Origin of the sequence: Sphingomonas trueperi (genome assembly GCF_011927635.1) — a bacterium.
Taxonomy (GTDB): domain Bacteria; phylum Pseudomonadota; class Alphaproteobacteria; order Sphingomonadales; family Sphingomonadaceae; genus Sphingomonas; species Sphingomonas trueperi.
On the sequence record NZ_JAATJB010000003.1, the window covers coordinates 78,575 to 91,818 of the forward strand.

The window sequence follows — 13,244 nt, forward strand, 5'->3', positions numbered from 1 at the left end:
CCAACGCCTGGCGCCTTGCGATCGCTCCGCTCAGCTTGTCCGCCAGCGCTCCAGTTCGTTGAGCAGATCGCCGGTGATCTGTTCGGTGGAGAAACCGGTGATATCGCGCATGCGGGCGCCCTGGCTGGTCTGCACTGCCAGCGTCCAGGCGACGCTGCGCCGCGCTTCCGAGGCTTCCAGCGCGGTATAGGCGGCGAGCGGGCGGGAGCGGGGGAAGATGCGATAGGTAAACGGCTTGTCGCTCTGCTGACCGACGGTGAGCGCCAGCTGCGTCTCCTCGATCTCCAGTCTAGGATCCGTCCAGCCTTCCGCCTGCATGCCTTCGTAGACGGCGCGCAAGGCCGGCTTGCCCTTGCTGTTCATCTGGCCGAGGATCTCAGCACGCCGTGCGGGGGCGACCAGCCGTTTCAGCCGCTCGCTGATTGCCGGCATATCGTCCGAAAGTGCCACGCCGGCCAGATCGGCATTGGTCTGGCGCACCAGCCCATACGCCAACAGCAGCATGATGAAGCAGAAGGGCAGCGCCGCCAGCAGGGTCGCCGCCTGGAGCGCGCCGAGCCCGCCCGCCACGAGCAGCAGCGTCGCCGTCGCGCCCAGCAGCACGCACCAGTACATCCGCTGCCAGCGCGGCGTATCTTCCTTGCCGCCGGAGGCCAGGGTGTCGATCACCAACGCGCCGGAGTCGGCGGAGGTGACGAAGAACACCGCCACGAGCAGGATGGCGAGGGTGGAGGTGACGCTCGCCGCCGGCAGATATTCCAGGAACTTGAACAGCGCGGTGGAGAGATTGGCCTGGACCGCCTGCGCGATCCCGCCGGACGCCGCGCCCAGGTCCAGCGAGATCGCGGTGTTGCCGAACACGGTCATCCACAGGAAGGTGAAGGCGGTGGGCACGAACAGCACGCCGATCACGAACTCGCGGATCGTCCGCCCGCGCGAGATGCGCGCGATGAACATCCCGACGAAGGGCGACCAGGCGATCCACCAGGCCCAGTAGAACAGCGTCCAGTCCGCCATCCAGGCGCGCGGCTCATAGGCGTAGATCGTGAACGTGCGCATCACGAAGTGATCGAGATACAGGCCGAAATTCTGCACCAGCGCGCGCAGCAGGAAGAGCGTGGGGCCGAGTACCAGCACGAACAGCATCAGCAGCACGGCTACGGTGAGATTCAGTTCGGACAATCGCCGGATGCCGCGATCCGCCCCGCTCAGCACCGACAGCGTCGCCGCCCCCATGACCAGCATAATCACGACGATCTTGGCGGTCAGCGTATCGGGGAGCGCGTAGATATAGGACAGCCCTGCGGTCATCTGCGAGACGCCGAAGCCCAGCGAGGTGGCGACCCCGAACACTGTGCCGCACACCGCAAAGATGTCGATCGCGTCGCCGAGCGGCCCGTGGATGCGCTTGCCGAGGATCGGCGCCAGCCCCGAGCGCAGGGTGAGCGGCAGATCCTTGCGATAGGTGAAATAGGCAAGGCTCAGCCCGACCAGTGCGTAGATCGCCCAGGCATGGACGCCGTAATGGTGGAAGGTGATCGCCATCGCCTCGCGCGCCGCGGCGATCGTGCCGCTCTTGGCTTCCGGGGGCGAGATATAGTGCTGGATCGGCTCGGCGACGGCAAAATACATCAGCCCGATGCCCATCCCAGCGGCGAACAGCATTGCCAGCCAGGAGAGATAGGGGAAGTCCGGCTCGGCATCGTCCGGCCCCAGCTTCAGCTTGCCTGCCGGCCCGAAGCCGAGGGCGAGGACGACGACGAGGAACACCGCGACGGCGGCGATGTAGAACCAGCCGAACGTGTCGATGGTCCAGGCCTGTGCCGCCTTGAAGGCGAGATCGGCACTGCCGGGCATGGCGATGGTGACGCCGAGTAGCGCCAGGATGAGCGCCGAGGCGCCCCAGAACACGCGAGGGTTGATTGCACTTTTCAGCATAATTGCACGGCTGAACGCCCATCGGGCGAAAAGGTGGCCGCAACTGCCGTCGCGCGCCACCCGGGGGGCTCAATGCGGCGCCAGCCCCAGTTCGACGCCGGTCTTGTCGTGGAGTGCGAAGCGATCGACGATGTCTGCGCTCGCATGGTTATAGCCGACCACCTCGACGTCGCGGCCGTCGCGACGGAGCCGCGCGACGATCTTGTCGAGCGCGCCGACGCCGGAGATGTCCCAGAAATGGGCCGCCGTCACGTCGATCACCACTTGGCCCGCGCGATCCTCCGCCTGGAAGGCGCGGGTGAAGCGATTGACCGAGGCGAAGAAGATTTCGCCCGAGACCCGGTAGACGGCGCGCGTCCCGTCTGCGGAGAGATCCCGCTCCACCGAGAACATGCGCTGCACCTTGCCGGCGAAGAAGATGCCGGAAAGCAGGACGCCAGCGAGGACGCCCAGCGACAGATCGTGCGTCGCGACGACCACCGCGACCGTGGTGAGCATCACGATGGAGGAGGTCGGCGGGTGGCGGCGAAGGTTCGGAATCGAATTCCAGCTGAACGTCCCGATCGACACCATGATCATCACCGCCACCAGCGCCGGCATCGGCACACGCCCGACATAGGGACCCAGCACGGCCAGGAGGAAGAGCAGGAAGGCGCCCGCCACGAAGGTGGACAGGCGCCCACGCCCCCCGGACGTGACGTTGATGACGGATTGGCCGATCATCGCGCAGCCCCCCATGCCGCCGAACAGGGCCGCGACGATGTTCGCGCCGCCTTGCCCTGCGCATTCCCGGCGCTTGTCGCTGTCGGTGTCGGTCATGTCGTCCACGATCTGCGCGGTGAGCAGCGATTCGAGCAATCCCACCGCCGCCATGGTCAGCGCATAGGGCAGGATGATCCGCAGCGTCTCCAGGGTCAGCGGCACCTGCGGCAGGGCGAAGCTCGGCAATCCCTGGGGTAGCTTGCCCATGTCGCCCACCGTATGGACCGGCAGCGCGAGAGCGATGCTGATCGCGCTCAGGACGAGAATGGCGATCAGCGGCGACGGCACCGCTTTGGTGATGCGCGGGAGGCCGTAGAGGATCGCGAGACCGGCGGCGACCATCGCATAGGTCTCCCAGCCGACACCCGTGAGCTGCGGTAGCTGCGCCAGGAAAATCAGAATGGCGAGGGCGTTGACGAAGCCGGTGATGACCGAGCGCGAGACGAACTGCATGACCAGATCGAGCCGCAGCATGCCGGCCGCGACCTGGATCAGGCCCATCAGGATCGTCGCCGCAAAGAGGTATTCGACGCCGTGGTTCCGCACGAGCGGCCCGACGAGAACGGCGATCGCCGCCGTCGCGGCCGAGATCATGCCGGGACGCCCGCCGATGAGCGCGATGGTCATTGCGATCGAGACGGAAGCGTAGAGTCCCACGCGCGGGTCGACGCCGGCGATGATGGAGAAGCCGATCGCTTCCGGGATCAGCGCCAGGGCGACGACGATGCCGGCAAGCAGGTCTTGGCGAGCGGAAATGCCGTCAGTGAACCACTGGCGGCGGTACGCGGTAAAATCGAAGGTCATTGAAAATCCACAACAGGGCACAGGGCGCAATGCAGCGCCGACGGAAATGGTGCTTGTTGTTATCCGGCGGATCGGCGGCCGGAATAGCCACCCGGAATCGCACCGGGTCCTTGCGAATGCGACGGCCCATACGTGCTCGGCGCGATGGACGCAACAGGCCCGCGACAGGAAAGCCTCCTCGACGCAGGTGGCAGCCGCCGCGGTGAACGACGCTTCAGGGCAGATAGGGGTGCTTCGACCACCCCGCGCCTGGCGTCTGCCGAGTGCCGATGATCGACGCCTCGATATCCGCTTCCAGTGCCGCGCTGCCGATACGGTCGGTGAACAGCAAGAAGCTTGCCCGCAGCGCGGCGGATTCAGGCCAGTCCGAGCAAGTGGATCAGACCGAGACTGATCGCCCCGAGCACGAGGAGCGAGAGGACCACCGCGGCGGTCACGCGGCCGCCGGCATGGGCCACCGTGCGGACATCGACTCCCAGGCCCAGCGCTGCCATCGAGACGACGGTGAGCAGCGTCGCGGCCTCGTTCGCCGGGGCCAGGGCCGCATGCGGGATGAGGCCGAAGGACCGGAGGCCGACCAGGCCGAGGAAGCCGAGGATGAACCAGGGCACCAGATGGTGCAGCGCCGGCCGCCCGGCCGCCGGGCGTTCGCCGGTGGTGACATGCGGGGGCAGTTCATCGGCTTCCTCGCGCAGCTTGGGCGCGATCAGCGAAAGGATCAGGCAGACCGGGCCGAGCATCAGCACGCGCACCAGCTTGATCAGCGTACCCATCTGGACGGCGGTGGCACCACCGGGCGCAGCGGCGGCGATCACCTGCGGCACGGCATAGACGGTGAGGCCGGCAAGCGCGCCGAACTGGTGGCCGCTCAGGTGGAGGCCGAAGGCGAGCAGCGGCAGCGAGAGCACGACCACCACGCCCAGCACGGCGGTGAAGCCGATCGAGGCCGCGACGTCGTCGCCGTCCGCGCCGATCACCGGCGCCACCGCCGCAATGGCCGAGTTGCCGCAGATCGAGTTGCCGCAGGCGACGAGCAGTGCCATGCGCTTCGGCAGCCGCAGCATCCGGCCGATCAGATAGCTGCTGGCGATCGCCACGCAGACGACGCCCGCGATGCCGAGCAGCAGGCCCGGCCCGGCGGCGAGGATCGTCGCGGCGCTCACCGAGGCGCCGAGCAGGACGACGGCGAGTTCGAGCAGGAACTTGGCACTGAACGTGATGCCGGGGAACCAGCGCTTGTCCGGCGTCCAGGCGGTCCGCACGGCGGTGCCGATCAGGATCGCGAGAACCAGCGCTTCCAGCCAGGCGCGTCCGAACACCGATTCCTCGATCCGCTGCAGCACGAACGCGCCGCCGGTGACGGTCAGGCACAGCGCCAGGCCGGGCAGCAGCGTGCTGCCGGGCAGCGATGGGCGGCGGGACAGGCTCTGCGTCGTCACATTGTGTCTCCTTGCTGAGACACAGATGCGGCGCCACAACCGATCATTCCAACGATTAGTTCATATGGTTTTGATCGTCTTTGGTTGTTGGTCCGGCTAATTTGGCAGTCACGCTGGGCAGAGTTGCACCAGTTTACACGCGGCAGTCAGAGAATGTCGTTCAGTGACGAAGGGCTGCGGCGATCAGCCCGATCGCCTTTCGCGATCAGATCACCCAGTCCTGCTGCGCGTCGAAGCTTGCAATGACGTCCAGCAATGCATCGGCGGCCTTGCTGCGATACCGTTCTTTCTGCCGCAGGCCATGGAAGCGGCGCGGCGGCAGCGCGAAGGGCAGGGCGAACAAGGCGCGTGCTTCCAGGAGCGGCAGGACGACGAGCTGCGACAGCATCGCGGCGCCAACCCCTGCGCGCACAGCGGCGAGGACCGATTCATTGGAAGGCAGGGTCAGCACGACATTGAGGTGGTGCGGGTCCAGCCCGCGATCGCGGATCGCGGTTTCGAAGGTCGAGCGGGTGCCGGAGCCGGGCTCGCGCATCACCCAGGGCGCGGCCGCCAGCCAGGCGTTGGTGATCGCCTCGGCAGGATTGCTGCTGACCAGCAGCATGCGATCCTCGCCGACCTCCCAGTGGGCCAGCGACGGATCGTCGACCATGCCTTCGACGAAACCCAGTTCGGCCTCGCCATCGCGGACGCTGCGCGCGGCGCCTTCGGTATTGGCGATCGCGACCGACAATTCGATATCGGGATAGCGGCGGTGGAAAGCGGCCAGCCGCGCGGGCAGCCAATAGGCGGCGATGGTCTGGCTGGCGACGAGCCGGAGATGGCCGCGCTTCAGCCCGGCATATTCGCCGAGCGCCAGCGTTGCTTCTGCCGCCCGCGCGAGGACGGCGCGCGCCTCGCCGAGGAAGAAACGACCTGCATCGGTCAGCTCGATACCGCGACCGACGCGGTGGAACAGCTTGATGTCGTGCCGTGCCTCGAGCGTGGCGATGGCGGCGGACGCTGCGGACTGGGTGACGCCCACCGCCTCCGCCGCCCGCGTCATATGCTCGCGTTCGGCGACTGCGACGAAGATGCGAAGCTGTTCGAGGGTCATGTCGGGAGCGTAGCGGTTTCTCCGGATTTGTCATCGTCGGCGGCCGAGGGGGGCGACGATCGGTGATGCCCGATGGTCATGCTCCGCAGCACGCCGTCGCGCCGGACCAGCCCGTGCATCAGTGCCGCAGCGAGGTGGAGCAGGATCAGCGCGAAGAAGGCGAGCGCGATCGCGGTGTGTACCGCGCGCAGCAGCGCATAGAGCGCGAGGTCATGCGGCAGGATCGGCGGCAGCACGATGCCGTCCCCCAGTCGCACGGGATAGCCGCCGGCGGACAGCATGCCCCAGCCGATCAGCGGCAGGGCGAACAGCGCGGCGTAGAGCAGCACATGCGATCCCCAGGCGATGCGCTTCTGCAGCGGCGCCAGATCCTCCGGCAGCGCGGGCGCGCCGGTCGCGAGACGCAGCGGCAGGCGCAGCACCACGAGGACGAGAATGGCGATGCCGATCGGACGGTGCAGAGCGAGCAGCGTCCCATAGGCCGGGCCGCTGGTGGAAACCATGAAGACGCCGATGAACAGCATCGCCAGCACCAGCGCCGCCATCAGCCAGTGCAGCACGCGCAGGGCGGGGTTAAAATCGGGCGAAAGGCGGGTCATTGCTGCGCTCCCTTGGCCAGGTCTTCCCCCACGGCGCTGGGGTGTGGGCCTTCGGCGGCGCGGCGGGTGAAGGACGAGGAATAGCCCTTGGCGCGGGCGGCGAGCAGCGGATCGTCGGACAAGGCAATGCCCTCCGGCAGGATGGTGGGGTCGAAGTTGAAGTCGCGGCAGCTGCCGGTCTCTTCCGGCTGGGTGGCGCGGATCGTCAGCGTGCCGGCATCGATCGTGCGGTGCGGGCCCTGCCAGGCAACCGTGGCCTTGTCGGTCACATCGCCCGGATTGGCCTCGACCAGCAACAGGTGCCAGCGCGACGGTCCCTTGGCGGTCCGGGCGATCATCTCCTGGAACAGCGCGTCGCGGGGGAGTTGATCGAGGTGCTGCTTGTCGAGACCGGCGAGCGGCGCCTCGGGCACGAACTGCCATCGGACGAAGCGTGTCGTCCCGCCGGCATCGGTGAAGCGGAAGGCATTGATGCTGTAATAGGTCGCGTTGGCGAAGCTGTTCGGCAGCACCGCCTTCGCCATATAGCCCTGGAAAGCCTTCACTTCGGGATGCGCCGCCAGGAGGGCCTTGAGCACGGCCGGATCGGGCTTGCCGGTCTTCGGATCGGGTGTCGTCGCGCGTTGGAGCGTGATGAAGGAAGCGACATCGGCGACCGGGAAGATCGGAGTGTGGTCCAACGCCATGCGCCATTCCTGCCCGTCGGGCGTCTTCAGCAGCAGCGCCATCGAATGGAACACGTTGCGCCCGTCGCCCGCCAGCGGATTGCCGCCTGCCAGCGAAAAGCGCCCGAGCACCGGTAGCGTACCGGCATGCAGCGTTCGCGCCGTGCTGAGGGCGCTGCCCCTGCCGTTTGCCGCGAAATCGCCGGTGAAGCAAAGTCCCTTGGCATGGGCGCGACGATAGCCGGGCTTCACGCCGCCGCTATTCGCCTCGAGTGCGGTCGTGATGTCGCCGCCGCTGATGCGACGGGGGCCCAGCCAGCCGGCCGCCCAGGCAAAGCCCGTGAGCAGTGCCAGCACGGTTGCGCCGATCAGGGCGAAGGCGCTTATCGTGCGCCGGTCGAACATGGGCATATCGATTCCGGTTCAAACTGATGTCGCGGGAGTAGACGACGCAGCGCCGGCAATATTCCCGCAGTCCGGAAGAAAAAATTAGACACTGGAATAATGGCGCGCCTCGCGCGTCTCGCGCCTAGGATGGTGTCGATGTCGGTCAGCGCGGAGATGATCGCTGAAGTTCAGCCGCTGATACCGGCGTTGCGGCGCTATGCGCGCGCCATGCTGCGCCATCGCGACGATGCCGACGATCTGGCGCAGGACGTTCCGGAGCGTGCGCTCGCCCATTGGCGCAGCCGCCGTGGTGCTACCAGCCAGCGTGCTTGGCTGTTCACCATCCTGCACAATCTTGCGCTCGATCGGCTGCGTCGCCGCCCGCGCCGGGGCCCGGAAGCGGCGATCGACTCCGTGCCGGAGCAGTGGTTGGCGGTGCCGGCGGAACAGGAGCGCGCTATCGCGCAGCACGATTTGCTGGCGCAACTCGCGTTGCTGCCGGAGGATCGCGCGCGGTGCTTCTGCGCGTTGGCGTGGAGGATATCAGCTATGCCGAGGCCGCGGCGGTGCTCGGCGTGCCGCTGGGCACGGTGATGTCCCGGCTGTCCCGCGCCCGCGAGCGACTCCGCCGGCAACTCGAAGAGGGGGTCGTGCAACCCACGCACTGAGGGTGGTATGATGCGCGGCGCCGATAACTGAAGCGGAACTCCAGGCCCATGTGGATGGTCGCCTTGCTCCCGAGCGGGAGTTGGAGGTTCGTGCCTGGCTTGCAGCGCATCCTGAAGACGCCGCGCGGTGCTCCGCCTGTCGCGCCCAGAAGGACGCGCTTCGGGAAGCACTGCGCGGCGTGACGGAGGAACCCTTGCCTGCCGCGCTGAACCTTCGGGTGCGGGTAGCGCGTCGCGCGCGGTGGACAGCACTGAGTCCGGCAGCCGTTGCCGCAGGTGCCGTCTTCGGGACGGCACCGGAGGCCGATCTGCACGGCGCCGCCAACATCGTTCGCTCCCCGCTTGCCCGCATCTAGGCGAACACGGCTCAGCGGCGCCCGCGGCGGCTTTTTCGCCAAGGGCCCCGGCGCCCGATGCTTCGCGACTGCAAAGCCTGCGGAAATAGGATAGACGGCGGGCGAGCCGTATCGAGGGGGAAATATGATGGCTTCGGGGTGGGGTGGGGCCCGCAACGCAGTTGATGCATCCGCTATCCGCGCGGACAGCGGGCCACCACCAGCATGGCATGCTGGGGCGCGGGATGGGCGGTGAAGCGATGACCCCCGCTACGGTCCTGCATATCAGCTTCGATTTTCCGAGTCCGTTGGCGGCGCCGCACATGACCCGCGCGGTGGAGCGCCTGGTCGACAGCGCCGACGGCTTTCGCAACATCGTCTACAGCATGACGCGGGTCGGGAACCTCGGTCGCGAGATCGCCGCCCTGCGCTATGCACCCGATCGAGTCGCCATCGCCTATCGCGCGCTTCCCAAGGGGCTGGGATTGCGTCATGCGATGGCGCGGCTGGTGCGGTGGATCGCCGCAGACCTGCGCGACCGGGGTATCGCCATCGACCTGATCCATGCGCACAAGTTGACGACGGACGGGATCGTCGCGAGCCAACTCGCCCGCGAATTCGGCGTGCCGTATCTCTGCAGCATCTGGGGCGATGCGGACGGCTGGGTTTGGCGCGGGAGACCCGACCTGCACGGCCATTGGCGCGAAATCGCCGCCTCCGCGCATGCGCTGATCGCCACCGCGCCCTGGGCAGCCGAGCGGTTTTCGAAGATGCTCCGTCTGCCGCTGCGAGCGATCGCGGTGCTGCCGGTGATGGGCGGGGTGGCGGAGCCGACCCCCTCGAGCGTGTCCAGCGACCGGATCGTGTCGCTCTTTCATCTCGCCCATTGGCGCCGCAAAGGGATCTCGAAGCTGATCCCGGCAATGCAGGAGGTCGCCGAGACCGGGGCAGGGTGGCACCTCGACATCGTCGGCGGTGGCAATGCGCGGAGCCATCTCGAGGTGGACCGGCTGATCGCGCGTGCCGGCGCGCGCCGGCAGGTTCGTCTGCTTGGGCCGGTGCCGAATGGGTCGGTACGAGAGCTGCTCGGCGGCAGCGCGATGCTGGCGCTGCCGAGCCAGCAGGAGACTTTCGGCATGGTCTTCGTCGAGGCGCTGTTCGCTGGAATCCCCGTGCTCTACCCGGCCGGCTGGGCGATCGACGGGTATCTGCCCCCGGATCGGATCGGCTATGCCTGTCGCGCGGACGACCCTGCGGATATCGCCGCGGGCCTGCGGCATGTCATGACCAACCAGCAGGCACTGAAGGAGTCGATCGCGCGGCTACAAGCCGAGGGCGCGCTGGCGCGGTTTGCACCGCACAGCATCGCCCTCGACTATCGCCGCCACCTGTCAGCGGCGCTGGGCTGACGTTACTTCAGCGCAGTGCACCAGGTGCGCAGGCACGGGACGAGATGTTCGAGATAGGGGCGCAGCATGCCGCTGGCGCCGCCCGCGCGCGCCGCCACATTCTCGGTGAACTCCGCCATCATCGTCAGATAGTCGGCAGGCGCGACCTCTGCCGAAAGGCTGAAGATCTCGATCGCTTCCTGGTTGACCATATGCGCGATATGCTCCTGCCAGATATTGCGCTGCATGTCGCCGGCCTTGCGATGTCCGATCATGGGGGCGCCGACGGTCAGCGTGTCGCCCGCGCGATCGACCAGCATCTTCAGGATGAAGCCGCCCCAGATGTCGCCATAGCGGTCGATCATCCAGTGCGGCAGCACCGGCACGTGCATCGGCAGCTGGTAGACCGCAGGGGTGACCTTGCGCCGGAACTGCATGTTCATCGAGCAGACCGACACCAGCGCGCCGGGGGCGATCGCCGCAGAGGGGATCGCGAGATCGACTTCGGGCCAGCGCCACTGCGGGCCGTTGATCTTGTCGATGCCGTTGACGTCGAACGCGTCGGTCCACAGGCCGAGGTTGAAGATCGGCGCCTCCCCGTTGGTCGCGTCGCCGATGGAAGCGCGCTGATAGGCGCCGCGGCATTCATAGGGAAAGCCGCGCGGGAACAGGTTGTCCGGCGTGCCTTCGTAGAGGTCGAGGATGTTGAGGTGGCGCAGGCCTTCGCCGAGCACCGGGCGCGGCTTGGCGGTGAGCGCCTCGGTCACCTCGGCGAAGAAGTTCTGCGACGTGACCTCGCAGTCATCGTCCAGCGCCACGATGATTTCGTCGTCGTCGCTCTCGTGCCAGGCGACGTAGAAGCCGAAATCGCGGCAGGCGCCATTGCGGCGCGGGAACCACGCGTCGGCATCGCCCAGCATCCGCTTCCGGTCTTCCCAAGTATAGATCCGGAAGCTCGGATGGTCGACGGTGACCGTTCCAGGTGAATCGTCGACCACGACGAAGCGGGCGCCCGCGTCGATCAGCGGCGCCAGGTATTCCAGAGATACCGAGCGATTGGAGGGAACCACTATGATCATGGTTTCTAGGCCTTTATATCGAACGAGATGAATGGGAGGTACGCATACTGATATTTGCGACCCTGCAGCTTTGTTCGTGCAGTTATCAGTTTTTCAGCTGTGCGCTTGAGCGCGCGCCGTGAAGAAGATTGTGATGCCAGTGATGGCTGTATCGATGTCGGCCAAGGCACTATCGGGAGGAGTCGGCGGCGGTAGGCGCCGTGGAGGTCAAGCCGCGTAGCTACTTGGCGCGATCAGCTTTCCCGGATTTCCACGGACCGTCGCTCCGTCCGGCACGTCCTCGGTCACCACGCTGCCGGGAAGCACGACCGCGCCCTTGCCGACCTTGAGCCCAGGCAAGACGATCGCTCGGGCGCCGAGCGTTGCGCCCTCGCCGATATAGGTGTGCTGCCAGACCCTGGTGGCGATGTCGTGGGTCAGCACCACGGCCTGTTCGCCGATGACTGCGCGGGCAGCGATGTGCACGCCTTTTGGAAAGGTGCGGTCGATGAGCGCGCTGTCCGCGATGACCGCGCTTGGATGAATATCCATCCCCCAGATGCGCGTTCGGACAAAGCGCCGCCATATGCGAGCGAACATGGTATCTGGCCCCCCTCCAGACTATTCGCCAATCGACTAAGCCCCTTCCCGATTCGCCTCAACCCATAATATACTGCCCGCATCATGTTGCGGTCGCTCGATCAATTGGATTTCATCCGCCTGCCACTGTATGCCTTGCGGCGTTGGTGGCTGCAGCGTCGTCACGGCATTGTGATCCATCCGAGTTCGCGCATCTCTTTGCAGGCCAAGATTCTCTCCGGCGGACCCGGCTGCATCCTGATAGGCCGCGACACGATGATCGCGTTCAAGACGCTGCTCGTCGCGCGCGAAGGCAAGGGCTTCGTTCGACCGATCATCATCGGCGATCGCTGCCTGATCGGCGGGGGTGCAATGATCCTGCCGGGTGTGACGATCGGCGATGGCTGCGTGGTCGGCGCGGGCGCGGTCGTCGCGGACGATGTTCCGCCCGGCTGCATCGCTGTCGGCAATCCCGCACGGGTCGTCAGGCGCGGGATCGAGACCGCAAGATTTGGGCGCCTCCAAGGCGTGGTAGGCAACGAAGGCCGTGATCCGCTTGCGATAGGGGACCGGGCCCGTGATCGGCGCTGTTCCAACGAAGAAGGGGAGCCGAGCGCCCTAGCGTTCGGCTCCCCAGTCGATCCCCCGCTAGAGGGGTGAGCGGTCGCAAGCGGGGGAACTGCTTCGATCAGAAGCGGGTGCCGACGCCGAAGCCGAACACCAGCGGGTTGATGTCGACGCTGGTCTGGTTGATGGCGCCGCCGGTGTTGAGCCGGGCAGTGGTGCTCATGTCGATGTACTTGACGTCGAGGTTCAGGAAGAACTTCTTGTTCAGATCGATGTCCACGCCCGCCTGCAACGCATAGCCGAAGCTGTCCTTCAGCGAGAGGCTGGTTTGGCCGAGCGCCTTGTTGAGCGAGTCGCTGGTCTTGGCCGAATAGAAGGTCGTGTAGTTGACGCCAGCACCGACATAGGGACGCACCGCGGCCTTGGGCATGAAGTGATACTGGAGCGTCAGCGTCGGCGGGAGCACCCAGGTGTGGCCGACCTTGCCGAGCGACGAGATCGCCTCGCGGCCCTGAATGTCGTGGCGGGTGCTGGAGACGATCAGCTCGGCGCCGATATGGTCGGTCGCCATGTAGGTGAAGTCGACTTCAGGCATCACCGCGTCGCCGACGCCGACCTTGGCGGTGGGGAGGGCAGGCGTGATGCCGCTCGACGATTCATTCGGGGCGACGACGATGCCGCGCAGGCGGACCAGCCAGTCGCCGGCCGTGATGCCCGCTCGGTCCTGTGCCTGGGCGCTCGCGGTCGAGGCCAGCAGACCGGCAGCGGCCAGACCGACAAAAAGCGAAGTACGCATGGTTCATTTCTCCTCGTGTTCGACGAGGCACCGGGTAGCCGCAACTTTCCGCCACGGTTTTGATCGGGCGCAACGTTGCGCGTAGGTAATGTTCCCAAGGTGGTCCCTTCGCCTGCCTGGGACCAATACGTAACGACACGCCGTACGCGCGCGATGCATGCCA

12 protein-coding genes, 1 pseudogene and 1 other annotated feature are annotated in these 13,244 nt (G+C 66.7%); of the genes and pseudogenes, 4 read left to right on the top strand and 9 right to left on the bottom strand.

Going from position 1 to position 13,244, the window contains the following annotated elements; translation table 11 throughout:
- Window positions 1-30: 30 nt before the first annotated feature.
- The 6 genes from GGR89_RS06180 to GGR89_RS06205 all read right to left on the bottom strand — a co-directional run bounded on the left by GGR89_RS06180 (window position 31) and on the right by GGR89_RS06205 (window position 7,708).
- A complete protein-coding gene (locus tag GGR89_RS06180) occupies window positions 31-1,938 on the bottom strand; it encodes a BCCT family transporter (RefSeq protein ID WP_125973517.1) in 1,908 nt (635 codons plus the stop codon).
- Window positions 1,939-2,007: 69 nt separating this feature from the next.
- Window positions 2,008-3,504 carry a SulP family inorganic anion transporter gene (locus GGR89_RS06185; protein ID WP_125973515.1) on the bottom strand — a complete coding sequence of 499 codons (1,497 nt, stop codon included), beginning with the start codon at window positions 3,502-3,504 and terminating at the stop codon, window positions 2,008-2,010.
- A gap of 57 nt (window positions 3,505-3,561) precedes the next feature.
- Window positions 3,562-3,617: a sequence feature (sul1 is cis-regulatory element that is thought to sense ions involved in sulfur or methionine metabolism; They are found in Alphaproteobacteria), on the bottom strand.
- 243 nt (window positions 3,618-3,860) lie between these two features.
- Window positions 3,861-4,943, bottom strand: a complete 1,083-nt coding sequence (locus GGR89_RS06190; RefSeq protein ID WP_241213296.1) for a YeiH family protein — start codon at window positions 4,941-4,943, stop codon at window positions 3,861-3,863.
- 205 nt (window positions 4,944-5,148) lie between these two features.
- Window positions 5,149-6,039 (bottom strand): LysR substrate-binding domain-containing protein, encoded by an 891-nt coding sequence (locus GGR89_RS06195; RefSeq protein ID WP_125973513.1) that lies wholly within the window; start codon window positions 6,037-6,039, stop codon window positions 5,149-5,151.
- Complete coding sequence (locus GGR89_RS06200; RefSeq protein WP_125973511.1) at window positions 6,036-6,638, bottom strand: cytochrome b; 603 nt, start codon at window positions 6,636-6,638, stop codon at window positions 6,036-6,038. The genes GGR89_RS06195 and GGR89_RS06200 overlap by 4 nt, the downstream gene beginning before the upstream one ends.
- The gene (locus GGR89_RS06205; RefSeq protein ID WP_241217829.1) at window positions 6,635-7,708 is read right to left on the bottom strand and encodes a catalase family peroxidase; all 1,074 of its coding nucleotides are present in this window, start codon (window positions 7,706-7,708) and stop codon (window positions 6,635-6,637) included. The genes GGR89_RS06200 and GGR89_RS06205 overlap by 4 nt, the downstream gene beginning before the upstream one ends.
- A 210-nt stretch (window positions 7,709-7,918) precedes the next feature.
- On the opposite strand from GGR89_RS06205, the pseudogene GGR89_RS22225 reads away from it, so the two are divergent.
- The 3 genes and pseudogenes from GGR89_RS22225 to GGR89_RS06220 all read left to right on the top strand — a co-directional run.
- Window positions 7,919-8,017, top strand: a pseudogene (locus GGR89_RS22225) (hypothetical protein); the annotation flags it as partial.
- 188 nt (window positions 8,018-8,205) lie between these two features.
- Window positions 8,206-8,358: a sigma factor-like helix-turn-helix DNA-binding protein gene (locus tag GGR89_RS22230; protein ID WP_167712794.1), complete on the top strand. Its 153-nt coding sequence runs from the start codon at window positions 8,206-8,208 to the stop codon at window positions 8,356-8,358.
- A gap of 520 nt (window positions 8,359-8,878) precedes the next feature.
- A complete protein-coding gene (locus GGR89_RS06220) occupies window positions 8,879-10,102 on the top strand; it encodes a glycosyltransferase family 4 protein (RefSeq protein ID WP_125973507.1) in 1,224 nt (407 codons plus the stop codon).
- A 2-nt stretch (window positions 10,103-10,104) separates the two neighbouring features.
- On the opposite strand, the gene GGR89_RS06225 is transcribed toward GGR89_RS06220, so the two are convergent.
- Together GGR89_RS06225 and GGR89_RS06230 are read right to left on the bottom strand one after the other, a co-directional pair.
- Window positions 10,105-11,160 carry a hypothetical protein gene (locus GGR89_RS06225; RefSeq protein WP_125973505.1) on the bottom strand — a complete coding sequence of 352 codons (1,056 nt, stop codon included), beginning with the start codon at window positions 11,158-11,160 and terminating at the stop codon, window positions 10,105-10,107.
- 207 nt (window positions 11,161-11,367) lie between these two features.
- Entirely contained in the window at window positions 11,368-11,739 is a 372-nt protein-coding gene (locus GGR89_RS06230) for an acyltransferase (protein ID WP_125973503.1), read from the bottom strand.
- Window positions 11,740-11,823: 84 nt separating this feature from the next.
- Here GGR89_RS06230 and GGR89_RS22610 point away from each other — a divergent pair, with 84 nt between their 5' ends.
- Window positions 11,824-12,378 carry a DapH/DapD/GlmU-related protein gene (locus tag GGR89_RS22610; protein WP_125973501.1) on the top strand — a complete coding sequence of 185 codons (555 nt, stop codon included), beginning with the start codon at window positions 11,824-11,826 and terminating at the stop codon, window positions 12,376-12,378.
- A gap of 28 nt (window positions 12,379-12,406) precedes the next feature.
- Here GGR89_RS22610 and GGR89_RS06240 read toward each other — a convergent pair whose 3' ends face one another.
- Window positions 12,407-13,081, bottom strand: coding sequence for an OmpW/AlkL family protein (locus tag GGR89_RS06240; RefSeq protein WP_125973499.1), 675 nt, complete (start codon window positions 13,079-13,081; stop codon window positions 12,407-12,409).
- Window positions 13,082-13,244 lie beyond the last annotated feature (163 nt).